The sequence below is a fragment of the Serratia sp. S4 genome (assembly GCF_000347995.1).
GTDB lineage: Bacteria > Pseudomonadota > Gammaproteobacteria > Enterobacterales > Enterobacteriaceae > Serratia > Serratia quinivorans.
In genome coordinates this window covers 1,319,644-1,341,971 of record NZ_KB661120.1, presented here as the reverse complement: position 1 = coordinate 1,341,971, position 22,328 = coordinate 1,319,644, and the positions used below count along the sequence as shown (strand labels likewise).

Genomic DNA, 22,328 nt, shown 5'->3' with positions numbered 1-22,328 from the left:
GCGTTCTCCTTACAGGAACATCAGGAAATAAAGCAGGAATACGTTGACCAACAGCAGCAGCACCCCGGTCGGGATCTGCGCCTTGATCACCGCATTCTTGTCCGGCAATTCCAGCAACGCCGCCGGTACAATATTAAAGTTAGCAGCCATTGGCGTCATCAGCGTGCCGCAATAGCCGGAAAACATGCCGATGGCCGCCATTACCGCCGGATTACCGCCGTGCTGCAACACCAGGATCGGGATACCAATACCGGCGGTGACGATAGGGAAAGCCGCAAAGGCGTTGCCCATAATCATGGTCAACAGCGCCATGCCGATGGCATAAACCGCCACTGCGATAAAGCGGTTATCGACCGCCAGATACTCCTGGGTCAGATGAGAAATGGCCGTGCCGACACCGGCAGTGGTAAACAGCAGGCCCAGCGTGGCGAGGATTTGCGGCAGAATAAATGCCCAACCGATAGAATCCAGCAGGCGACGCGCTTCCTGAATCGGCTGTAGCGCTTTTTCGTGGGTCATTTTCACCGCGATAACCAGACCAAGCAAACAGCCGACGGTCATCGAGAACAGGGTAATCAGGGTGGCGTGGTTGCCGCTGCCGAAGACCGCGGTTTGCAGCGCCGGAATATTATTGAACAACAGCACGCCAACCACCGTTACCACCGGGATCGCCAGCGCAGGAATAAACAGCCGGTTGCCCAGGCGTTTGGCGCTCTCTTCACGTTGCTGTGGGGTACGTTGGTGATAGCTGCCCAGACGTACGCCGCCGAAACCGGCGATCAACGCCATGATCACCACCACCACACCGACGATGATATGCAGCATGCGTTTCTCATTGCTACCCTCACCCAGCACGTCGCCCAACAGGCTATAGGTCCAGTCACCGACCAGGAAAATCAGGCCGTACAGCGCCCAGAACAGACCCGTGGCGACGCGGCGCGGGTTGGCGCGATCGCGGAAAGACATCACCGCCACGATCAACAGCACCACGCCCGCCAGCCAGTAAAGATATTGTTGTTGGAAAGTCATTGGACATCTCCTTTGGCCTGCAGCGCCGCCTGGTTGAGCTGCGAAAGTTCGGCACTGAGCTGTTTATCCATCCGGTAAAGCCGGAATGCATGGATCAGGAAGGCAAAGATGGCGGTAGGAATGCCCCACAAGGCGATATGCAGCGGTTCGGTCTGGATGCCGCCGGATTCCAGCATAAAGTTGTGCATGAAGATGATCGCGCCGAAGGCGACAAAAATATCTTCGCCAAAGAACAACCCAACGTTATCCGTGGCGGCAGACATCGCCCGCAGGCGGTGGCGCGTACGCTCCGGCAGCTCGCCGTAACGGTTTTCCGCTGCCCCTTCGGCCATCGGTGCCAACAGTGGGCGCACCATTTGCGGATGCCCCCCCAGGCTGGTCAGCCCCATGGCAGCGGTAATTTCACGCACGAACAGATAGACGATCAGCAAGCGGCCGGCGGTGGCACTTTTGATCTTGGCGATCCACGCCTGCGCACGCTCTTTTAGCCCGTGACGTTCCAGCAGACCTATTACTGCCAATGGCAGCAGCAGGATCAGCGGCAGGTTACGGGTATTGAGGAAGCCTTCACCCAGTTTTTCCAGGATCGTATCCAGCGGCATCAGCGCTGCCAGCCCGGTGATAATGCCGGCGGCAATCACCACCAGCACAGGGTTAAAGCGTAAAACAAATCCAACCACGATGGCGGCGATGCCAATCAGTGGCCAAAGGTTAACGGCCTGTTCCATAGTATTCCCTCGGTAATTTCTAATAGTTTTTGTTGTGTTGTGTGTTGTGTATGTACTGCCTTACTGAGCGCTGACGCTGATGCCTTCCACGGCAAAACGTTCGCGCAGCGTGCGCGCATATTCCAGCGCATGTTCACCGTCGCCGTGCAGGCAGACGGTTTCGGCCTGAACGGCGGCCCAGGTGCCGCTCAGGGTACGAACCCGATGATGACGCACCATTTCCAGCGTTTGCGCCAGTGCCAGTTCGTCGCTGGTAATCAACGCCCCCGGCTGACCACGCGGTACCAATGTGCCGTCGGCCTGGTAGCCGCGATCGGCGAACACTTCCTGCCGCGTTACCAATCCTTGCTCTTCACCGGCGCGGATCAGCTCACTGCCCGCCAGCCCCACCAGCCGCAGCGTCGGATCGACCGCTTTAACCGCCCGGGCGATAGCCTGCGCCAATTCCGGCTCCACAGCCGCCTGGTTATACAGCATGCCGTGCGGCTTGACGTGGACCATCACCCCGCCTTCGGCACGGGCGATCGCGGCCAATGCACCCAGTTGATATACCACCTGGGCATAGACCGTTTCCGCTGGTAGCTGCATACGGGTACGGCCAAAGTTCTCGCGATCGGGAAAACTCGGGTGCGCACCAATAGCTACGCCGTACTGGAGTGCCCAACGCACCGATTGCCGCATGGTTTGCGCATCCCCGGCGTGGAAACCGCAGGCAATATTGGCCGAGCTGACCAGTTGCAGCAGCGCCTGATCGTTGGCGCAGCCCTCGCCGAGATCGGCATTTAAATCAACGATCATCTAACCCCCAGGCAATCTGTTGGATAAAGTGCTCCTGCTCGACCCTGGCGCGTTGCGCCTCGGCCAAAGTACAGGTAACAAAGTGGATGGCCTCGCCCAGGCGGATCTGCGCCAAATGGTAGAGATCGGCCTCGATCACGCAGGCAATACGCGGGTAACCGCCGGTCGTCTGTGCATCGGCCATCAGCACAATTGGTTGGCCGTTATGCGGTACCTGCACCACCCCCGGTAACAGGCCGTGCGATAACATTTCGCGGTCAGTGGTGCGGTTTAACGCATGGCTGCCGTGCAGACGATAACCCATGCGGTTACTCTGCGGGCTCAGTTGCCAGGCTGTGCGCCAGAAAGCCTCTTTCGCCTCTTCGCTGAACTCATCATATTCCGGCCCCGGCAACGCACGGATGCGGTTATTGAACAGCGGTTGCTTCACACCAAAACTCTGCTTTGGCAATGAATGACTTTGCCCCAGCGGCAGGCTGTCGCCATCCCGCAGATTACGCCCTTCCAGCCCACCAAAAGCGGCTTTGTTATCGGTGCTTCGCGAGCCGAGCATTTCCGCTACCGCGATGCCGCCACTGATCGCCAGATAGGTGCGCATACCGCGTTTTGGCGTTTTCAGTATCAGCTGTTGGCCCGCATTGACCGGATAGCGCCAGCCGGTCCACAGCGGTTTGCCATCGAGTTGCGCATCACAACCGGCACCGGTCAGAGCGATCCAACCTGACTGAGTAAATTCGGCGCTAAATTGCCCGAGAGTGATTTCCAGCCCGGCGGCATTGGCAGCATTACCCACCAGCAGGTTGGCGATCCTCAGCGCAGGTTCATCGAGCGCCCCGCCCTGGCTGACGCCCAAACGACGGAAACCGTTACGGCCCAGATCCTGCACCGTGGTGTAAATGCCCGCACGCAAGATCTTCAGCATACGCCCTCCTTCTGCGGCACAAACCGCACGCTATCACCGGGGCGCAGCAAGGTTGGCGGCATTTCATAGGGATTAAACAGCGCCAAAGGAGTACGGCCAATCAACTGCCAGCCACCGGGGGTGACCAGCGGATAAATCCCGGTCTGGCTGCCGCCGATGCCAACGGAGCCTGCCGCCACCGACAAGCGCGGTTCAGCGCGGCGCGGCGTCGCCAACTTTTCCGGCATGCCGCCCATGTAAGAAAAACCGGGCTGAAAACCGAGGAAATAGACCACGTAGGCCGCCGAGGAGTGGCATTCCACAACCTGCTGCGGCGTCATGCCGGTGTGGCGTGCCACTTCATCCAGGTCGGGGCCGTCCTGACCCCCATAGATCACCGGAATATCCACCTGGCGCGATTCCGGCACCAGGATTTCCTTGCTGTCCCAGCCCCGTTGCAACAGCGTCAGCATTTGTTCTGCGTCGGCCTGCGGCGTATGCAGCAGCAACGTAAGATTGTTCATGCCCGGTATCACTTCACGCACATCGGGATGATGATTCAGTTTTTCGGCCAGCGCCCAGATCCGCTGCTGGCTCGGCAGCGTCACCGGTGGCGACAGCTCAAGCACTACCGCTCTTTCACCTAATAGGTAACATCGTGCTCGTTGCACCCTTTTCTCCTTATTATTATCGCGATGAAAACACAACAGTTATGCGCGACGACGCTCTGGCTGTCAATAGAACAACCTTTGAGAAAATAAGGGATTAGGCTATTAAAAGGATTCAGCCACGGTAAAAGCCGGGCTGGATCCTGGGGGATAATCAGGCGGGATTGGGGATGTCAATAAAGGTCACGTCAAAGCCATGCTGTTGGGTCAGCCATTCACCGAGCGCCTTAACGCCACCGCGCTCAGTGGCATGGTGCCCGGCGGCAAAGAAGTGAATACCCATTTCTCGCGCGCTGTGGATAGTTTGCTCAGAAACTTCACCGCTGATAAAGGCATCAACGCCAAAGCGTGCGGCGCTGTCGATAAAGCCCTGACCGCCGCCGGTGCACCAGGCTACACGGCGGATATGCGCCGGTGCGTTATCGCCGCAGTGCAACACCGCACGGCCCAGACGGCTCTCGATGCGCTGTTGCAGTTCAATACCGGTCAATGGCTGCTCGAATTCGCCGTGCGGCACCAGCGGCTCCACTTCGCCAATCACCCGGATCCCGAGCAAATGTGCCAACTGCGCGTTGTTACCCAGCACCGGATGCGCGTCCAGCGGCAGATGATAAGCGTACAGGTTGATATCATTACTCAGCAGCGTTTTCAGCCGGTTGCGCTTCATACCACGCACCGAAGGCGCTTCGTTTTTCCAGAAATAGCCGTGATGCACCACAATGGCGTCCGCCTGATGTGCCACTGCCGCATCCAGCAGCGCCTGACAGGCGGTCACGCCGGTGACGATACGCTGCACGTGCGCTCGCCCTTCCACCTGCAGGCCATTCGGCCCGTAATCCTGAAACGCGGCGGTGTTCAGTTCTGTGTTGATCAACTGTTCCAGATCGAGGTTACGCATAGAGTTCTCTCTTTAATTCAAAATGTCTGCCGGTCGCCCTGTTCCATCAGGATATATTTTACGCCCAGGCTGTTACCCTGTTCCAACTGCTGTTTAATGGTCGCGCGCACGTCTTCGCCCTGCTTCAGGCTGGGCTTGATATGGCTGATCACCACCGGGAAATCTTTCAGCGAGCCTTCGCCGCCGCTGTACTGAGTCAGATTCTTCAACTCTTTTTGCAGCCACGCCGGCGTCAGGTGGCCATACAGGTTTTTATCTTCCACCTCATTGGGATAGGAGGTTTCGATAATCATCCCTTTCAACTTTTTCTGCTCAATCAACGGCCCCAGCGCACGCCAGGCGCTATCGAGATTGCGCGACTGCTCAAGTGCGTCCGCTCCGGTATCACCAAAATAGGCGAAAGAGCCGCTGCGATCGGACACCAGCAACATCGAAGAAGGGTAGCGGTCATGACTGAGCGGATACATCACGCCACTCAAACCAGTCATGCCCAGAGTCACGCGCTGCTGTGGCCGTACCGTTTGCAACCGGTAAGTCCCCAGTCGCGAACCGTTGCCGGAATCAGTGAAGTTAGGCCAGGCCTTCCAGTTAAAATAATGATTACGCAGGGTCAAAATGGTATCGACCTGGGCATAGATATTCTTTTTACTGTCTTCCGGCGAACCGATAATCAGCCCGGCCACGTGGTCCAGATGACCATGGCTGATAAAGTAAGCGCCGATTAACTGGCGGAAGATATAGCCCTGCGGGGTATAAGGCGCAGCCAGTTCAGGGGTGACCTGCGGGAAACTGCCCTTTTCCAGCCCCTTGGCGATGCCCGGTAGCAGTGAGCCGGCATCCAGCGCCAGATACTGCGTCTGATTGTCGCTGCGGATCAGGTAGGAGGTCAGATTGCCGCCCCCCACGCCGCCGTCCACGCCCAGCGCCACCACGTCAAAGCCGGCCTGCGCCAGGGCGCAATAGCCGCTCAGGCACAGGGCCAGCACCTTTTTCATCATTATTTTGCTCCTTGCTGTTGCCTTAATATTCCCCGCGCTTCGCCACTTCAAAGGCCGCCAGCGTCTCCAGCCGCGCCTGTTTGTGGTCGACAATCGGCAGCGGATAATCCAGCACGCGCTGCTGTTGTTCCGCCCAGCGATGGGGTTGATGAATAGCATTGTCCGGTACATCCGCCAGCTCGGGCAACCATTTACGGATAAAAGTGCCTTGCGGATCAAAACGTTCGCCCTGAGTGGTCGGATTAAAAATGCGGAAGTACGGCGCAGCGTCGGTGCCGGTTGAGGCCGCCCACTGCCAACCGCCATTATTGGCCGCCAGATCGCCATCCAATAACTGTGACATGAAATAGCTTTCACCGGCACGCCAGTCGATCAACAAGTCTTTCACCAGAAAGCTGGCGCTGATCATGCGTAATCGGTTGTGCATCCAGCCAGTGGTATTCAATTGGCGCATGGCTGCATCGACAATCGGATAACCGGTCACGCCCTGCTGCCAGGCCTGCAACCGTTCTTGGTTATCCTGCCAGCGTACCCTATCCGTCCATTCGATAAAGGGACGGTGCTTGCATAACGCGGGATAGGCCACCATCAAATGCCGATAAAACTCGCGCCAGATCAGCTCATTGAGCCAGCCGAAGGCACCGCTGTCATGATTTTCCAGCAGCTGCGGACATTCAGCCCGCAGGCGGTTAAAACATTGGCGCGGCGACAACACGCCCATCGCCAGATAAGGCGACAGGCTGCTGGTCCCGGCAATGGCGGGTAAATCCCGCTGCTCGAGGTAATCCTGCACCTGCTCACGGCAAAAGCTGCGTAGCCGCTGTAGCGCCGCTTCTTCCCCGGCGGGGAAATCCTCGTTCGGCTCTGCCGGCGGATAATCAAATGCCTCTGGGATAGCGGTTACCGGTAATGCGCCGCCTGCCCGTGGTTTAGGCGCAGGCAAGGATTGAATGTCGGATTCAGTCAGACGCTGGATAAAGGCTTTACGAAACGGCGTGTAGATTTTGTACATTTCGCCGCTACCGGTCTGCACGCTACCCGGCGGTAACAGCAGGCTGTCATCAAAACTCTGGCAAATCGCCTGCCCGGACAAACGCTGTTCCAGCCGTTGGTCGCGCTGGCGCTCATTGATTTCATACTGGCGATTGTAAAACAGCCTATCCACCTGCTGCTGCGCGCAATACGCCGTCAGCCAGTCAACCGCGGCGGCAAAATCATCACACTGGTGGTAGCCAAGCGGAATGCCGCGTTCGGCAAGAGCCTGCTGCACCTGCAGCAGGTTGGCATGGATAAATGCAGCCTGGCGGGGGGCCATTTCGTGCTGTCGCCATTGTTGCGGGGTGGCGATAAACACCGCCAGCACGCGGGCGTCGGGATCGCTGCAAGCGGCATGCAACGCTTTGTTGTCGGTAATACGCAGATCGTTACGCAACCAGACCAGATGCGTGGTCATAAAACTCCTTGTCAATTAATGGCCATAACGCAGGCGCAACGCCTCGGGATAGGGCTCGAAATAACGCTGATCGGCCAGATAGCGATCGGGGTATTCGGCCATGTAATGTTTGAGCAGAGTAATCGGCGCCAACAGCGGCTGCACACCCTGCCGATAGCGGTCGATCAACTGCGCCAGTTCCTGACGCTGCGCGGAACTCAGGTGACTGCGAAAATAACCCTGTACGTGCATCAGCACGTTGGTATGGTTGCGGCGCGTCGCCTTGTGCGCCAACAGTCTCATCAGACGGCTGCGGTATTCAATGGCGAACGCCTCCAGCGACTCCCATTTATCCACATCAGCCACAAAGCGCCCCAGTTCGCGGTATTCCGGCTGTGAGTGCGCCAGCAGCGACAGCTTATAACGGCTGTGGAAGGCGATCAGCCCACCACGAGTCAGCCCCTTGCGCCACAGCATGTTCAACTCATACAAGGCATAAACGCGTTCGACAAAGTTTTCCCGCAGCGTTGCGTCATTCAGGCGTCCGTCTTCTTCCACCGGCAGCCAGGGCATTTGGCGCTGCAGTTCGGCGGTGAACAACCCGACGCCGCTTTTACGCGCGCCTGCACCGCTCTCATCATACAGCCGTACCCGTTCCATGCCGCAGCTTGGCGAATTAGCGCAGACAATGTAGCCGCACAGATGCTGCAAAGCAGCAATACGCTGGGTGGAAAACTGCTGCATCTGGTCGGTCACATCGATGCTGTCGTCATTGCTGTAACGCAGGGCGACATGATGTTGTTTTTTGATCAACCGCAGCGCCGGGCGCGGGGTCGACAGGCCGATCGCCATTTCCGGGCAAATCGCCTCAAACCGCACATAGGGCGCCAGTTGTTCCACCGCGAAGGCCAGCCGTTTATGGCCGCCGTCAAAACGCACCTTTTCACCCAGCAGGCAGGCGCTGATCCCGACCGGAATTTTGTCACTCATCATGGGCTCCCGCAGCGTTGGATGATGTTAAAAGTGTAGAGGAATTTCCCTCTCAGGACGAACCTTACCAACACAATGACCGAACCGCGCCCATAAAAAAACCCCCGCTGCGAAGCGAGGGTTTCAGGGGACAGCGGCGGCAATCAGTAGAAATCGCAGGCCGCCAGTTCCGCCTGCTGCAGCCAGACCGGTTTATCGCTGGTTTTTGACCAGACGCGGTGCAAATAGCTGTAAAAACGAGCACGGTCACTGCGGAAAAGCATTACCGGTAAAGCCAACACACCTGCCAGGATCACTGCGCTGCGACGCAGGAGAATCCGATGCAATGAATAAGCTGGGTAGATAGACATGCGAACCTCCTTAAAAACGCCCGGCCGTTGATTTGTCTTGCAAACAGCACTGGCGTAAACCATTAAAACGGGATGATTTGGTAACTGGACAAAATTTTAGCGCAATTGATGAAAGTTTACTACTCATCCGACCACTAAACTGGTCAAAAAATCGCAATTAAATGCGTCATCACGTAATTTTGTTACACACAAGTTAATAATTAACTAACCATCGGTTACATTGTGGTTATTTACACCCTGTTTACGCAAACCTTCATCTTCACGCCCCCAAACAGGAGTCCAACTACGCTACGCCCCCCAAAATCGAGGCTAAAAAGCCATTTTCTGCTGTAATTTCAGCCATTTTTATACTTTTTTTACACCGGCCAGCGCTATTTTTTCATCTTCTTTCTACCGCCCTCCCTACACTCGCTCTATCAAAAACTACACCTCTGGAGGTGTCCTGTGAGTATCAGCGTTATTGGTGGTGCGCTGTTGGTCCTGCTGCTGTTGGGCTATCTGGTTTATGCCCTGTTCAATGCGGAGGATTTCTGATGGCAGCTTCAGCCTTTTTATTGATTGCCAGCTTTATGCTGGTGCTTTTGCTGCTGGCCCGGCCGTTAGGCAGTTTCCTGGCGCGCCTGATCGAAGGTGAACCTTTACCCGCGCTGCGTCGGGTGGAGGCCGCCGTCTGGCGTTGCTGTGGCAATACCACCGCTGAAATGAACTGGTGGCAGTACGCGCTGGCAATCTTGTGGTTCAACCTGCTCGGCCTGGCGCTGCTGTTTGCGCTGCTGATGGCGCAAGGCTCGTTGCCGCTAAACCCGCAGGGCTTCCCCGGCCTGTCATGGGATCTGGCGTTCAATACTGCCGTCAGCTTTGTCACCAACACCAACTGGCAGGCCTACAGCGGTGAAAGCACCCTCAGCTACCTCAGCCAGATGGCCGGGCTGGCAGTGCAGAACTTCCTGTCTGCCGCTACCGGTATCGCCGTGGCCTTTGCACTGATCCGTGCCTTCACCCGCCGTTCCAGCGCCACCATAGGTAATGCCTGGATCGACGTGTTCCGTATAACGCTGTACGTGTTGCTGCCGATCTCGCTGCTGATCGCGCTGTTCTTCGTCAACCAGGGCACGCTGCAAAACTTCCTGCCTTACCTGCATATCAGCACGCTGGAAGGCGCGCAGCAGACGCTGCCAATGGGGCCGGTTGCCTCTCAGGAAGCGATCAAGATGCTCGGCACCAACGGCGGCGGCTTCTTCGGCGTCAACTCGGCTCATCCGTTCGAAAACCCGACCGTACTGACCAACTTTGTGCAGATGTTGGCGATCTTCCTGATCCCTTGTGCGCTGTGCTTTTCCTTCGGCCAGGTGGCCGGTGAGAACCGTCAGGGCCATGCGCTGATCTGGGCGATGTCACTGATCTTCGTGGTGGCCGTCGTAGTGGTGATGTACGCCGAGCTGGCCGGTAATCCGCATCTGAGCGAGCTGGGCAGTGCCAGCAACATCAATATGGAAGGCAAGGAATCGCGCTTTGGCATTCTCGCCACCAGCATGTTCTCGGTGGTCACCACCGCAGCGTCCTGTGGGGCCGTCAACGCCATGCATGACTCCTTCACCGCGCTGGGCGGCATGGTGCCCATGTGGCTGATGCAGATTGGTGAAGTGGTGTTCGGCGGCGTCGGTTCCGGCCTGTACGGCATGCTGCTGTTCGTGCTGCTGACGGTGTTTATCGCCGGGTTGATGATTGGGCGTACCCCGGAATATCTGGGCAAAAAAATCGACGTCTATGACATGAAAATGACCGCGCTGGCGATCCTGGTCACGCCGACCCTGGTGTTGCTGGGCAGCGCACTGGCCATCTCTACCGACGTAGGCCGCGCCGGCATTCTTAACCCGGGTGCGCACGGTTTCAGCGAAGTGCTGTATGCCCTGTCCTCCGCCGCCAATAACAACGGCAGCGCCTTTGGTGGGCTGAGCGTCAACACGCCGTTCTACAACCTGCTGTTGGCCTTTGCCATGTTCGTCGGCCGCTTCGGGGTGATCCTGCCGGTGCTGGCAATTGCCGGTTCGCTGTGCGCCAAGAAACGCCAGCCTGCGGGCAACGGTACCTTGCCAACCTACGGGCCGTTGTTTATCGGCCTGCTGGTCGGCACCGTACTGCTGGTGGGCGCATTAACCTTCGTGCCTGCGCTGGCGCTGGGACCGGTGGCTGAGCATTTGCAACTTTGGCTGACCAAATAATCGACGTCATAGAGAGAGAATAAAAGATGACTCGCAAACAACGCGCGCTGTTTGAACCGGCACTGGTCCGTACCGCGCTGATCGATGCGCTGAAAAAGCTGGATCCGCGTACCCAGTGGCGTAACCCGGTGATGTTCGTGGTGTATATCGGCAGCATTCTGACCACGGCCATCTGGCTGGCGATCCTCGCCAAACAGACCGACGGCAGCGCCGCCTTTACCGGCAGCATTGCCATGTGGCTGTGGTTCACCGTGCTGTTCGCCAACTTTGCCGAAGCGCTGGCCGAAGGGCGCAGCAAAGCTCAGGCGGAAAGCCTGAGAGGCACCAAGAAAACCAGTTGGGCGAAGAAACTGGCCGGACCGCGCCGTGAGGGCGCCACCGAGAAAGTCTCCGCCGAGAGCCTGCGCAAGGGGGACGTGGTGCTGGTCGAGGCCGGTGACACCATTCCCTGCGACGGCGAAGTGCTGGAAGGCGGTGCATCGGTGGATGAAAGCGCCATTACCGGTGAGTCCGCACCGGTGATCCGTGAGTCCGGCGGCGACTTCTCATCGGTCACCGGCGGTACCCGCGTGCTGTCCGACTGGCTGGTAGTGCAGTGTAGCGTCAACCCGGGCGAAACCTTCCTTGATCGGATGATTGCCATGGTGGAAGGCGCCAAACGCCGCAAAACCCCGAACGAGGTGGCGCTGACCATTCTGCTGGTGGCGCTAACCCTGGTGTTCGTGCTGGCGACCGCTACGCTGTTCCCGTTCTCGCAATACAGCGTTGACGCCGCCAACGGCGGTTCGGTGGTCAGTATCACCGTATTGGTGGCCCTGCTGGTCTGCCTGATCCCTACCACCATCGGTGGTCTGCTGTCCGCCATCGGCGTGGCCGGGATGAGCCGGATGCTGGGCGCCAACGTCATTGCCACCAGTGGCCGTGCGGTGGAAGCCGCCGGTGACGTGGATGTACTGCTGCTGGATAAGACCGGCACCATCACGCTGGGTAACCGTCAGGCATCCGAATTTCTGCCGGCGCCGGGAGTGAAAGAACAGGAACTGGCCGACGCCGCGCAGCTGTCTTCGCTGGCGGATGAAACGCCGGAAGGCCGCAGCATTGTCGTACTGGCCAAACAGCGCTTTAACCTGCGCGAACGTGACCTGCAGGCGTTGAACGCTACCTTCGTGCCCTTCTCTGCCCAGACGCGCATGAGCGGCGTCAACGTGCAGGACCGCATGATCCGTAAAGGCGCAGTGGATGCCATTCGCCGTCACGTAGAATCCAATCAGGGTCACTTCCCGCAGGCGGTAGACGACCTGGTGGCCAGCGTGGCACGCACCGGTGGTACGCCGCTGGTGGTGGCAGAAGGGCCACGGGTGCTGGGGGTGGTGGCGCTGAAGGATATCGTCAAAGGCGGTATCAAAGAACGCTTTGTCGAACTGCGCAAAATGGGCATCAAAACGGTGATGATCACCGGCGATAACCCACTGACCGCTGCCGCCATTGCCGCCGAAGCCGGGGTGGATGACTTCCTGTCGGAAGCGACGCCGGAAGCCAAGCTGGCGTTGATCCGCCAATACCAGGCTGAAGGCCGTCTGGTGGCGATGACCGGCGACGGCACCAACGACGCCCCGGCGCTGGCACAGGCCGACGTGGCGGTGGCGATGAACTCGGGTACCCAGGCCGCCAAAGAGGCGGGCAACATGGTCGATCTGGACTCCAACCCGACCAAGCTGATTGAAGTGGTGCATATCGGTAAACAGATGCTGATGACGCGCGGCTCGCTGACCACGTTCAGTATTGCCAACGACGTGGCCAAGTATTTCGCCATCATCCCGGCGGCGTTCGCGGCAACCTATCCGCAGTTAAACGCGCTGAATGTGATGCATCTGCACTCCCCCGCTTCCGCCATTATGTCGGCGGTTATTTTCAACGCCCTGGTGATCGTGTTCCTGATCCCGCTGGCGCTGAAAGGGGTGAGTTACAAGCCAATGAGCGCCGCTGCGCTGCTGCGTCGTAACCTGTGGCTTTATGGCGTGGGCGGTCTGCTGGTGCCCTTTGTCGGTATCAAGCTGATCGACCTGCTCCTGGTCGCGCTGCATATCGCCGGTTAATCATTAAGAGGAAATGAAAATGTCTTATTTACGACCTTCACTGGTGATGTTGATCCTGCTGACGTTGATTACCGGTATCGCCTACCCGCTGCTGACCACCGGGCTGTCGCAGCTGTTGTTCTCCGGCGCGGCCAACGGCTCGCTGCTGTACCAGGGCGACAAAGTGGTAGGTTCGGCGTTAATCGGCCAAAACTTTACCAAACCCGAGTATTTCTGGGGCCGCCCTTCTGCCACCGCTGATTCGGCCTATAATGCCATGGCGTCTGCCGGTAGCAATTTGGCCGCCACCAACCCGGCGCTGGATAAAGCCATTGCCGAGCGTGCGGCACAGCTGCGCCAGGCTAATCCGGCGATGAAAGGCCCGATCCCGGTCGATCTGCTGACCGCGTCCGGTAGCGGTCTGGATCCGCAGATCTCTCTTGCGGCGGCACAGTATCAAGTGGCGCGGGTGGCTGCGGCGCGCCAACTGGCACCGGAAAAAATCGCCAAACTGATTGATGAAAGCACCGATCAGGCCACCCCCAACTTTATGGGTGAGTCGGTGGTGAACGTGCTGAAATTGAATCTGGCACTCGACGCATTGAAATAATGCCCCGCGTGTTAAAGGATAAGTAACGGGTCCGGCGTGCCGGACCCGCTTTACGTTGCTGCAAAAAGGAACTCCGATGGTGGAAGAGGAACAACAGCGCCCCGACCCTGATAGCCTGCTGGCGCTGGCCAATGAAAAGCCCCGTGGCCGCCTGAAGGTGTTCTTCGGCGCTTGCGCCGGGGTAGGCAAAACCTACGCCATGCTGCAGGAAGCCCAGCGGCTGCGTGCCCAGGGGCTGAACGTGCTGGTCGGCGTAGTGGAAACCCATGGCCGCAGCGAAACCGCCGCGCTGCTGGGCGGGCTGGATTTGCTGGCGCAAAAGCGCATTCAGTATCGCGGCAGAATGGTGCAGGAGTTTGATCTCGACGCCGCATTGGCTCGTCACCCGGCATTGATCCTGATGGACGAGTTGGCGCACAGCAACGCCCATGGCTCACGCCATCCGAAGCGCTGGCAGGATGTCGAAGAGCTGCTGGATGCCGGTATCGACGTGCTGACCACCGTCAACGTACAACATCTGGAAAGCCTGAACGACGTGGTCGGCGGCGTGACCGGGGTACGGGTACGTGAAACCGTGCCCGATCACGTGTTCGACGAAGCCACCGAGGTGGTGCTGGTTGACCTGCCGCCGGACGATCTGCGCCAGCGTCTGAATGAAGGCAAGGTGTATATCCCCGGTCAGGCCGAACGTGCCATCGAGCACTTTTTCCGTAAGGGCAATCTGATTGCCCTGCGCGAACTGGCATTACGCCGCACCGCCGATCGGGTCGATGACCAGATGCGCGCCTTCCGCGACACTCAGGGGCGTGAACGCGTGTGGCATACCCGCGACAGTATCCTGTTGTGCGTCGGCCATAACAGCGGCAACGAAAAACTGGTGCGTATCGCCGCCCGTCTGGCGGCCCGGCTGGGCTGCCACTGGCACGCAGTCTATGTCGAAACGCCCAAATTGCACCGTTTACCGGAGAGCCAGCGCCGGGCAATTTTGCGAGCGCTGCGGCTGGCGCAGGAGTTGGGGGCCGAAACCGCCACCCTGTCCGAACCTGACGAAGAACGCGCGGTGCTGCGTTACGCCCGTGAGCACAACCTGGGCAAAATCATTATCGGTCGTCGCAGCGAACAGCGCTGGAAACTACGCGGCAGCTTTGCCGATCGCCTCGGCAAGTTGGGTCCGGACCTCGATCTGGTGATTGTCGCGCTGGAAAACGACAGCCCCCCGCAGCCAGGCAAAGAACACGACAGCCGCAACTTTGGCGAGAAATGGCGTATGCAACTGCGTGGCTGTGCCGTCGCCGTCGCACTCTGCGCCCTGATCACTCTGCTGTCCCAGTGGCTGCTGCCGGGCTTCGATCAGGCCAATCTGGTGATGGTTTACCTGCTTGGCGTGGCCATTGTCGCGCTGTTCTTCGGCCGCTGGCCGTCGGTGCTGGCGGCGGTGATCAACGTCGCCAGTTTTGACCTGTTTTTCGTCCAGCCGGAATGGTCGTTTGCCGTCAGCGATATGCAATATCTGCTGACCTTCGGCGTGATGCTGACGGTCGGCATCACTATCGGTAACCTGACCGCCGGCGTACGTTATCAGGCGCGGGTGGCGCGCTACCGCGAGCAGCGGGCTCGTCATCTGTATGAGATCTCCCGTGGGCTGAGCCAGGCGCTGACCACCGAAGACATCGCCAAAACCAGCCGCCACTTCCTCTCCAGCAGTTTCCAGGCCAAAACCGTGCTGCTGCTGCCACAGGAAGACGGCAAGCTGCAGCAAATGGTCGGGGAAACCGGCGGACTGCTGTCGGTAGATGAGGCTATTGCGCGCTGGAGTTTCGACAAGGGCATGCCGGCCGGAGCCGGTACCGATACCCTGCCCGGCGTTCCCTATCAACTGTTGCCGTTAGCCACGTCGAAACAAACCTTTGGCCTGTTGGCCATCGAGCCCAGCAACCTGCGTCAGCTGATGGTGCCGGAACAACAGCGGCTGCTACAGACTTTTGCGGTATTGATTGCCAGCGCGCTGGAACGCTTGCATTTGGCGCGCAGCGCCGAGGAAGCCAAGTTGGACGCCGAACGCGAACAACTGCGCAACTCGCTGCTGGCGGCGCTGTCCCACGATTTACGCACTCCGCTGACGGTGCTGTTCGGTCAGGCAGAAATTCTGACGCTCGATCTGGCGGCGGAAGGCTCCAACCATGCAACCCAGGCCAGTCAGATCCGCCAGCAGGTGCTGAGCACCACCCGGCTGGTGAACAACCTGCTGGATATGGCGCGCATTCAATCCGGGGGTTTTAATCTGCGTAAAGAGTGGCAATCGCTGGAAGAGATCGTCGGCGCATCGCTGCATATGCTGGAGCCGCTGATGACTCAGCATCAAATCAAGGTTGAGCTACCGGCGGAGCTGGTATTGGTTAATTGCGACGGCAGCCTGCTGGAGCGCGTGTTCACTAACCTGTTGGAAAATGCCAATAAATATGCCGGCTACGATGCTACTATCGGTATTCGTGCCCATACTCTGCCAGAGTGGCTGGAAGTCGAAGTCTGGGACGATGGGCCGGGCATTCCCGAAGGGAAAATGCAGCTTATTTTCGATAAGTTTTCTCGCGGCAATAAAGAGTCGGCGATCCCCGGCGTGGGTTTGGGGTTAGCAATTTGCCGTGCCATTATTGAAGTGCACGGTGGCCGTATCTGGGCCGAAAACGGTGCCAACGGCGGTGCCAGTTTCCGCTTTGTGCTACCGCTGGAGAAACCACCAGAAATAGACAGCGAAGCCTTTGATCTTTAATCAAGTCCCGGGAGTCTTGTGAGCAACACGCCAACCAATATTCTGATTGTTGAAGATGAAAAAGAGATCCGGCGTTTCGTCCGTACCGCCCTGGAAAGTGAAGGCCTGCGGGTGTTTGAAAGCGAAACGCTGCAACGCGGGCTGATTGAAGCCGGCACGCGTAAACCGGATCTGATTATTCTCGATTTGGGGTTGCCGGACGGCGACGGGCTTAACTATATCCGCGATTTACGCCAATGGAGCGCCATTCCGGTCATCGTGTTGTCGGCACGCAACGCTGAGGAAGACAAAATCGCCGCGCTGGACGCCGGGGCGGATGACTATCTCAGCAAGCCATTTGGTATTGGCGAATTGCTGGCGCGCGTGCGGGTCGCGTTGCGACGTCATTCCGGTAGCCTGCAGGAAAGCCCGTTGGTCAGCTTCTCAGAAATCACCGTAGATCTGATTAATCGCCGGGTGCTGCGCCAGGGGGAAGATTTGCATCTGACGCCAATAGAGTTTCGACTGCTGGCCGAGTTGCTGGCCAACTCCGGCAAGGTGTTAACCCAGCGGCAGCTTCTTAGCCACGTGTGGGGGCCGAACTACGTCGAACACAGCCATTATCTGCGAATTTATATGGGCCATCTGCGGCAGAAACTGGAGGCCGACCCGGCCCGGCCAAAACACTTGCTGACCGAAACCGGCGTCGGTTACCGCTTTATGCCTTGAAGTTAACGGGCGCAGCATGCGGCGCCCCTACTGTTGTGGGCCTTTCTTCAACCCTATCATAAATTCCTTGAACGCTTCGCGCAGCGGTGCAAATACCGGATGCTTGCGGTTTTCGATCATCACTTCGGAAAACAGCTTAAGGCCAACGGCAAAGGCCGCACTGTTGTTCTCGCCAAAGTTCAGATCTTCACGCGCTTTGATGCGCTCAACTATTCCAAGAATGTCGTCGTGGTTTTCTACTTCAAAACTCAGTGGCGCTTTCTCTACCGGCTCGCCTTTGCGATCGCTCAGGGCTTCAACGGTGATGCGGAAACGGTGGCCTGGCATTATTCATTCTCCTGTGCCGTCGGGGTAATGTTCATTTCGCTTTCAATCGCCGCCACGGCGGTCAGCAGCGCCGCATTAATGTTCTCAACCTGCTGCGGTGAAAGATCGGCACGCATCACGTTGCCACGTAGCAAACTGCGCAGGCGGTTCATGGCATCAGAGATGCCCTCTGCCAGATTGCCGTGATGATGATGACCGCGATCGGCACCGGCCAAACGGGCCAGGATCACGTCGACAACGGCCTGGTGCTTTTGCAACTCATTCTGCCCCAGTTCGGTGATCTGATAACTTTTGCGGCCGTTGCTGCTGGTGACAGGCTCGAGGAAATCCTGCTCTTCCAACAGCGTCAGGGTCGGGTAAATCACCCCTGGGCTTGGCACGTACAGGCCGGAAGAAGCCTCATCAATGGCCTTGATCAGTTCATAACCGTGGCTCGGTTTGCGTGCCACCAGCGCCAACAGCACCAACCGCAGGTCCCCATGTTCAAACATACGCTGACGGCCACCACGACCGCCGCGTCCGCCCCGGCCATGCTCTTCGCCGTGATCGCCGCCAAAGTGATGACGTCCGCCGCGGCGGCGATGATGATGACAGTGCCCTTCTTCGTGCTCAGGGTGACCGCCGTGACGACGGTGTGAATCTAAACGGTGAAACATAGCTATACCTCTCAATAGATAGTTAGTTGACGAGGTGGTTTAGATATATCTAAACGACTTCGATATAGCTAATCTAGATCGATATATCTAAATGCGCAAGCGCTGTTCGTAAAATAGATATATCTAAATTGCAGGCATAAAAAAAGCGCTGTAAAAACAGCGCTTTCATCGGGAGTGGGGAAAACTTACTTGGCGGAAGCCAGCACTGCGCTGACGATTTCGACCGCTTCGTGCTCGATCTTTTCGCGATGTTCGGCCCCCAGGAAGCTCTCACAATAAATCTTGTAAGCCTCTTCGGTACCGGAAGGACGCGCTGCGAACCAGCCATTGTCAGTCATCACTTTCAGGCCGCCAATGGCTGCGCCATTGCCCGGTGCTGCGGTCAGACGTGCGGTGATCGGATCACCCGCCAGGGTATCGGCCTTGACCATTTCCGGTGACAGCTTGGACAACGCGGCTTTCTGCGCTGAGGTTGCCGGCGCCTGAATGCGGTTGTAGCTCGGTGCGCCAAAGCGTTTGGCCAGATCTTCGTAGTGATTTTGTGGGTTTTCACCGGTGACTGCGGTGATTTCCGCCGCCAACAGACACATAATCATGCCGTCTTTATCGGTAGACCAAGGTTTGCCGTTGAAACGCAGGAAGGATGCCCCAGCGCTCTCTTCGCCACCAAAGCCCAGGCTGCCATCGTACAAGCCATCGACAAACCATTTGAAGCCCACTGGCACTTCCACCAGTTTACGGCCCAGAGAGGCGACCACGCGGTCAATCATTGCACTGGAAACCAGCGTTTTGCCCACCGCCACATCGGCGCCCCACTGTGGACGATGCTGGAACAGGTAGTTGATGGATACCGCCAGATAATGGTTCGGGTTCATCAGGCCTTTCGGCGTAACAATGCCGTGGCGGTCGTAATCCGGGTCGTTGGCGAACGCCAGATCGAACTTGTCACGCAGCGCCAGCAACCCCCCCATCGCCGGCACTGACGAACAGTCCATTCGGATCACGCCGTCGTGGTCCAGGTGCATAAAGCGGAAGGTCTGATCGATAGAGTCGTTCACCAGCGTCAGATCCAGCTTGTAATGCTCGGCAATACGCTGCCAGTAGGCAATGCCGGAACCGCCAAGCGGATCGACGCCCAACTTCAGGCCGGCACGCTGGATAGCAGGCATATCGACAATATCCACCAACCCTTCGACGTACGGCTGCACCAGATCTTGTGCGTGCACGCGGCCGCTGTTCCAGGCCTTGTCCAATGACTGACGCTGAACGCCTTGCAGCTGCAAAGACAGCAGTTCATTGGCGCGCTTTTCAATTACCGAGGTCAGATTGGTGTCGGCCGGGCCGCCGTTGGTCGGGTTATATTTGATGCCACCGTCTTCCGGGGGATTGTGAGACGGGGTAATAACGATGCCGTCGGCCAATGCCCCACCGTTGCGGTTATGGCACAAAATGGCATGGGATACCGCAGGGGTTGGCGTGAAGCCATTATTTTCCTGCACGACAACATCGACGCCATTGGCGGTCAACACTTCCAGCACAGAAATAAAGGCAGGCTCAGACAGCGCATGAGTGTCTTTGCCCACGTAGCATGGGCCGGTTACCCCTTGCTGATGGCGGACTTCCGCAATCGCCTGCGCAATAGCGAGAATATGGTTTTCATTAAAGCTATGGCGCAGAGCGCTGCCGCGATGGCCCGAAGTACCGAACTTCACCGCGTGTGCTGCATTGCCGGCTTCAGGTTGCAGTACATAGTACTGCGACGTCAGCTGGGCTACGTTGATCAAATCGCTTTGCTGAGCCGGCTGCCCGGCACGTGGATTATTCGCCATCGACATATCTCCCTCATCCCTGTCCTGCGGCCTGGCAATATGTCGCTCACGGCCACCATGACGGGCTGTTCGCTAAATTAGATAGTGCCGCAAACTTTTTCTGTCAGTTCCGCTGGGAACTGCATAGCCTGCATGATGTGTTCCACCATGCTGCGTTTACGACCGGTATTGGTATTGGTGATCACCCAGTAAGGCGTGCCCGGAACGTGCTTTGGTTTGGTGTGCGTTCCGTTCGCCAGCAGGGTTTGCTGATCGCCGGCAAAATAGGTGCGGGTACGTCCATGTAACGCCTCGGTCGCCGTGGCAAAACCGGCCGCGTCGAGGGTATACAGGGTGGAAAGTACCAGCATAAAACGGTTCACCGCTTTGTTCTGCTCGGCATATTCATCCGACAACAGCAGCTCACGCACGGCACGTACGCGATCGCGCGGGCGCGACGCGGCAACAATTTTATCCTGTTCAGCGCTCTGAGCACTGGCAGCCGGCATCGCACGTAACGGCTGACCTGCGGTAAATTTCAACATGCGGCGCAAAATATCGGACGCGCTCTCACCAATATGTTGCGTGTGGCTGGCAATATAACGGTAGAGCTCTTCGTCGACTTCAATAGTTTTCATCTTTATCCAGTACTGTTTTTTTCTACTTAGAACCTGAAGCCAGATCCTGCATTCAAGCCATGGGATTATAAGGTTAAAAGCGCAGATGCGAACATCACAATGTGCCTCAACACGGCAAAAGCAGATAATTACCTAAAGCCTGCCTGGCATCGGCTCTGCTAACCCATCACCTTACCATGAAAAATCCGCGTTATTCATCGTGTGTTTTAATCATGATACCCTAATCTGAATCTCACTCAGTATGAACTTCGCCATGAAATTACATTATCAACTGCTGGCCTGCGAGTCCGACGCTCTGCCGGTTGTCCTGATCCACGGGCTGTTTGGCAATCTGGACAATCTGGGCGTACTGGCGCGCGATCTCAACCAACAGCACAGCGTGATTAAAGTCGATCTGCGCAACCACGGCCTATCGCCACGTTCAGAGGTGATGACCTACCCGAAAATGGCAAAGGATCTGTTGGCGCTGCTGGATGATTTGCAGTTGGACAAGGTCATTGTGATCGGCCACTCGATGGGCGGCAAAGCAGCGATGGCGCTGACGGCAATCGCACCTGAGCGAGTGGAAAAACTGATCGTTATTGACGTGGCACCGGTGGATTATCAAACCCGTCGCCACGACGAGATTTTTGTCGCCTTACAAGCCGTAAGTGCGGCCGGTATCACCCAACGCCAGCGGGCGGCAGAACTGATGCGCGATTACCTGAAGGAAGAAGGAGTGATCCAGTTCCTGCTGAAATCCTTCCACCAGGGCGAATGGCGCTTTAACCTGCCGGTGCTGATCGAACAATACGAAAACATCACCGGCTGGCAGGAGGTTCCCGCCTGGCCGCATCCCACATTATTCATTCGTGGTGGTCTGTCGCCCTACGTGCAGGACAGCTACCGCGCAGATATTGCCCGCCAGTTCCCGCAGGCTCGCGCGCATGTGGTCGCCGGCACCGGGCACTGGGTTCATGCGGAAAAACCGGAGGCGGTGCTGCGCGCAATTCACCGTTTTCTCGGCGAAGCCTGAGTCGACCAGCCCTTTAGCCTGATGCGTAGAGCCGCCCAAAACAATCATCTGGTGAAAAAACGCGCTAAAGATAACGGCTTAGCACGTTTTCGGCTCAGTTAAGCATTGTCGTTGCTCCACCTGCTGGGGTAATATGGCGCGCTATAATTTTGCCGCCGTGTCGAGCGTGTTGATTAACGCCTGGCTGGGGGTGAATTTGGGTTAGGGTTTATTGGCCCGAAGTGTGTTAACCGAACCATCCAGAAGCGTCTACGCGCTTTTAGATGCAAACTCCCTTGCAGTACCGCTACCTATGGCAAAAGAACAAACGGATCGCACGACGCTGGATCTGTTCGCAGATGAACGCCGTCCGGGGCGCCCGAAAACCAACCCGCTATCCCGAGATGAACAGCTTAGAATCAATAAGCGTAATCAGCTTCGACGCGATAAAGTCCGTGGCTTACGGCGTGTGGAACTGAAGATCAACGCGGATGCGGTGGACGCTCTGAACAAACTGGCGGAACAGCGGAACATCAGCCGCAGCGAGCTTATTGAGCAAATGCTGTTGGCACAACTGGCGGACGACCAGCCAGAACATTGATCATTGCAGCCGCACATGCGGCGCGGCGTTAAGGATGACGCCCGATCAACATCATTTTATTCCACCCGGTATCGCATAAACGTGATAAAACCCCGGGGTAAATTTCTGGCATGATACGCAATTACCG

The 22,328-nt window shown here is 57.6% G+C and carries 22 protein-coding genes; 8 read left to right on the top strand and 14 right to left on the bottom strand.

Annotated elements, in window-relative coordinates; translation table 11 throughout:
* Positions 1-9: 9 nt before the first annotated feature.
* The 10 genes from SERS4_RS0106965 to SERS4_RS0106920 form a co-directional block, all read right to left on the bottom strand.
* Positions 10-1,029 (bottom strand): DUF979 domain-containing protein, encoded by a 1,020-nt coding sequence (locus tag SERS4_RS0106965; protein ID WP_017891941.1) that lies wholly within the window; start codon positions 1,027-1,029, stop codon positions 10-12.
* Positions 1,026-1,757, bottom strand: a complete 732-nt coding sequence (locus SERS4_RS0106960; protein ID WP_017891940.1) for a DUF969 domain-containing protein — start codon at positions 1,755-1,757, stop codon at positions 1,026-1,028. Before SERS4_RS0106960 ends, SERS4_RS0106965 begins: the two co-directional genes overlap by 4 nt.
* Before the next feature lie 60 nt (positions 1,758-1,817).
* Entirely contained in the window at positions 1,818-2,555 is a 738-nt protein-coding gene (gene pxpA / locus SERS4_RS0106955; protein WP_012005693.1) for a 5-oxoprolinase subunit PxpA, read from the bottom strand.
* Entirely contained in the window at positions 2,545-3,477 is a 933-nt protein-coding gene (gene pxpC / locus SERS4_RS0106950; RefSeq protein ID WP_017891939.1) for a 5-oxoprolinase subunit PxpC, read from the bottom strand. Before pxpC ends, pxpA begins: the two co-directional genes overlap by 11 nt.
* Positions 3,471-4,127 carry a 5-oxoprolinase subunit PxpB gene (gene pxpB, locus SERS4_RS0106945; protein WP_026142252.1) on the bottom strand — a complete coding sequence of 219 codons (657 nt, stop codon included), beginning with the start codon at positions 4,125-4,127 and terminating at the stop codon, positions 3,471-3,473. Before pxpB ends, pxpC begins: the two co-directional genes overlap by 7 nt.
* Positions 4,128-4,278: 151 nt before the next feature.
* Positions 4,279-5,022 carry a type 2 GTP cyclohydrolase I gene (locus SERS4_RS0106940; protein WP_012005690.1) on the bottom strand — a complete coding sequence of 248 codons (744 nt, stop codon included), beginning with the start codon at positions 5,020-5,022 and terminating at the stop codon, positions 4,279-4,281.
* A 17-nt stretch (positions 5,023-5,039) separates the two neighbouring features.
* Positions 5,040-6,020: an MBL fold metallo-hydrolase gene (locus SERS4_RS0106935; protein WP_012005689.1), complete on the bottom strand. Its 981-nt coding sequence runs from the start codon at positions 6,018-6,020 to the stop codon at positions 5,040-5,042.
* Positions 6,021-6,042: 22 nt separating this feature from the next.
* Entirely contained in the window at positions 6,043-7,473 is a 1,431-nt protein-coding gene (phrB, locus tag SERS4_RS0106930; RefSeq protein WP_017891937.1) for a deoxyribodipyrimidine photo-lyase, read from the bottom strand.
* A gap of 15 nt (positions 7,474-7,488) precedes the next feature.
* Complete coding sequence (locus tag SERS4_RS0106925; protein ID WP_017891936.1) at positions 7,489-8,442, bottom strand: 2-thiouracil desulfurase family protein; 954 nt, start codon at positions 8,440-8,442, stop codon at positions 7,489-7,491.
* A 143-nt stretch (positions 8,443-8,585) separates the two neighbouring features.
* Positions 8,586-8,792, bottom strand: coding sequence for a YbfA family protein (locus SERS4_RS0106920; protein WP_012005686.1), 207 nt, complete (start codon positions 8,790-8,792; stop codon positions 8,586-8,588).
* A gap of 444 nt (positions 8,793-9,236) precedes the next feature.
* Here SERS4_RS0106920 and SERS4_RS25685 point away from each other — a divergent pair, with 444 nt between their 5' ends.
* From SERS4_RS25685 to kdpE, 6 genes are all read left to right on the top strand, one after another.
* Entirely contained in the window at positions 9,237-9,326 is a 90-nt protein-coding gene (locus SERS4_RS25685) for a K(+)-transporting ATPase subunit F (protein WP_004949718.1), read from the top strand.
* Positions 9,326-11,014, top strand: a complete 1,689-nt coding sequence (gene kdpA / locus SERS4_RS0106910) for a potassium-transporting ATPase subunit KdpA (RefSeq protein WP_017891935.1) — start codon at positions 9,326-9,328, stop codon at positions 11,012-11,014. Before SERS4_RS25685 ends, kdpA begins: the two co-directional genes overlap by 1 nt.
* 26 nt (positions 11,015-11,040) lie before the next feature.
* On the top strand, positions 11,041-13,110 hold the full coding sequence (gene kdpB / locus SERS4_RS0106905) for a potassium-transporting ATPase subunit KdpB (protein ID WP_012005684.1): 2,070 nt from the start codon (positions 11,041-11,043) through the stop codon (positions 13,108-13,110).
* 19 nt (positions 13,111-13,129) lie between these two features.
* Complete coding sequence (gene kdpC, locus SERS4_RS0106900) at positions 13,130-13,699, top strand: potassium-transporting ATPase subunit KdpC (RefSeq protein ID WP_017891934.1); 570 nt, start codon at positions 13,130-13,132, stop codon at positions 13,697-13,699.
* Between the two features lie 76 nt (positions 13,700-13,775).
* A complete protein-coding gene (gene kdpD, locus SERS4_RS0106895) occupies positions 13,776-16,469 on the top strand; it encodes a two-component system sensor histidine kinase KdpD (protein WP_012005682.1) in 2,694 nt (897 codons plus the stop codon).
* A gap of 18 nt (positions 16,470-16,487) precedes the next feature.
* Positions 16,488-17,177: a two-component system response regulator KdpE gene (gene kdpE / locus SERS4_RS0106890; RefSeq protein ID WP_012005681.1), complete on the top strand. Its 690-nt coding sequence runs from the start codon at positions 16,488-16,490 to the stop codon at positions 17,175-17,177.
* Between the two features lie 27 nt (positions 17,178-17,204).
* On the opposite strand, the gene SERS4_RS0106885 is transcribed toward kdpE, so the two are convergent.
* From SERS4_RS0106885 to seqA, 4 genes are all read right to left on the bottom strand, one after another.
* Positions 17,205-17,504: a DUF3861 domain-containing protein gene (locus SERS4_RS0106885; protein ID WP_012005680.1), complete on the bottom strand. Its 300-nt coding sequence runs from the start codon at positions 17,502-17,504 to the stop codon at positions 17,205-17,207.
* Positions 17,504-18,160 (bottom strand): PadR family transcriptional regulator, encoded by a 657-nt coding sequence (locus SERS4_RS0106880; RefSeq protein WP_017891933.1) that lies wholly within the window; start codon positions 18,158-18,160, stop codon positions 17,504-17,506. The genes SERS4_RS0106885 and SERS4_RS0106880 overlap by 1 nt, the downstream gene beginning before the upstream one ends.
* 185 nt (positions 18,161-18,345) lie before the next feature.
* Positions 18,346-19,989, bottom strand: a complete 1,644-nt coding sequence (gene pgm, locus SERS4_RS0106875) for a phosphoglucomutase (alpha-D-glucose-1,6-bisphosphate-dependent) (protein WP_026142251.1) — start codon at positions 19,987-19,989, stop codon at positions 18,346-18,348.
* Between the two features lie 77 nt (positions 19,990-20,066).
* Positions 20,067-20,606, bottom strand: a complete 540-nt coding sequence (gene seqA, locus SERS4_RS0106870) for a replication initiation negative regulator SeqA (RefSeq protein ID WP_017891931.1) — start codon at positions 20,604-20,606, stop codon at positions 20,067-20,069.
* 241 nt (positions 20,607-20,847) lie between these two features.
* On the opposite strand from seqA, the gene ybfF reads away from it, so the two are divergent.
* Complete coding sequence (gene ybfF / locus SERS4_RS0106865) at positions 20,848-21,621, top strand: esterase (RefSeq protein ID WP_017891930.1); 774 nt, start codon at positions 20,848-20,850, stop codon at positions 21,619-21,621.
* A 292-nt stretch (positions 21,622-21,913) separates the two neighbouring features.
* A complete protein-coding gene (gene ybfE, locus SERS4_RS0106860; RefSeq protein ID WP_012005675.1) occupies positions 21,914-22,201 on the top strand; it encodes a LexA regulated protein in 288 nt (95 codons plus the stop codon).
* The last annotated feature ends 127 nt before the right edge of the window (positions 22,202-22,328 follow it).

Excerpts from the sequence above, each read along its gene's own strand:
- SERS4_RS0106940 (WP_012005690.1), bottom strand. The coding sequence starts at position 5,022 with ATGCGTAACCTCGATCTGGAACAGTTGATCAACACAGAACTGAACACC.
- phrB (WP_017891937.1), bottom strand. The coding sequence starts at position 7,473 with ATGACCACGCATCTGGTCTGGTTGCGTAACGATCTGCGTATTACCGAC.
- SERS4_RS0106935 (WP_012005689.1), bottom strand. The coding sequence starts at position 6,020 with ATGATGAAAAAGGTGCTGGCCCTGTGCCTGAGCGGCTATTGCGCCCTG.
- ybfF (WP_017891930.1), top strand. The coding sequence starts at position 20,848 with ATGAACTTCGCCATGAAATTACATTATCAACTGCTGGCCTGCGAGTCC.
- seqA (WP_017891931.1), bottom strand. The coding sequence starts at position 20,606 with ATGAAAACTATTGAAGTCGACGAAGAGCTCTACCGTTATATTGCCAGC.
- pgm (WP_026142251.1), bottom strand. The coding sequence starts at position 19,989 with ATGGCGAATAATCCACGTGCCGGGCAGCCGGCTCAGCAAAGCGATTTG.
- kdpD (WP_012005682.1), top strand. The coding sequence starts at position 13,776 with ATGGTGGAAGAGGAACAACAGCGCCCCGACCCTGATAGCCTGCTGGCG.
- ybfE (WP_012005675.1), top strand. The coding sequence starts at position 21,914 with ATGGCAAAAGAACAAACGGATCGCACGACGCTGGATCTGTTCGCAGAT.
- SERS4_RS0106925 (WP_017891936.1), bottom strand. The coding sequence starts at position 8,442 with ATGAGTGACAAAATTCCGGTCGGGATCAGCGCCTGCCTGCTGGGTGAA.
- kdpA (WP_017891935.1), top strand. The coding sequence starts at position 9,326 with ATGGCAGCTTCAGCCTTTTTATTGATTGCCAGCTTTATGCTGGTGCTT.
- SERS4_RS0106965 (WP_017891941.1), bottom strand. The coding sequence starts at position 1,029 with ATGACTTTCCAACAACAATATCTTTACTGGCTGGCGGGCGTGGTGCTG.
- SERS4_RS0106960 (WP_017891940.1), bottom strand. The coding sequence starts at position 1,757 with ATGGAACAGGCCGTTAACCTTTGGCCACTGATTGGCATCGCCGCCATC.
- pxpA (WP_012005693.1), bottom strand. The coding sequence starts at position 2,555 with ATGATCGTTGATTTAAATGCCGATCTCGGCGAGGGCTGCGCCAACGAT.
- SERS4_RS0106880 (WP_017891933.1), bottom strand. The coding sequence starts at position 18,160 with ATGTTTCACCGTTTAGATTCACACCGTCGTCACGGCGGTCACCCTGAG.
- SERS4_RS0106920 (WP_012005686.1), bottom strand. The coding sequence starts at position 8,792 with ATGTCTATCTACCCAGCTTATTCATTGCATCGGATTCTCCTGCGTCGC.
- kdpB (WP_012005684.1), top strand. The coding sequence starts at position 11,041 with ATGACTCGCAAACAACGCGCGCTGTTTGAACCGGCACTGGTCCGTACC.
- pxpC (WP_017891939.1), bottom strand. The coding sequence starts at position 3,477 with ATGCTGAAGATCTTGCGTGCGGGCATTTACACCACGGTGCAGGATCTG.
- kdpC (WP_017891934.1), top strand. The coding sequence starts at position 13,130 with ATGTCTTATTTACGACCTTCACTGGTGATGTTGATCCTGCTGACGTTG.
- SERS4_RS0106885 (WP_012005680.1), bottom strand. The coding sequence starts at position 17,504 with ATGCCAGGCCACCGTTTCCGCATCACCGTTGAAGCCCTGAGCGATCGC.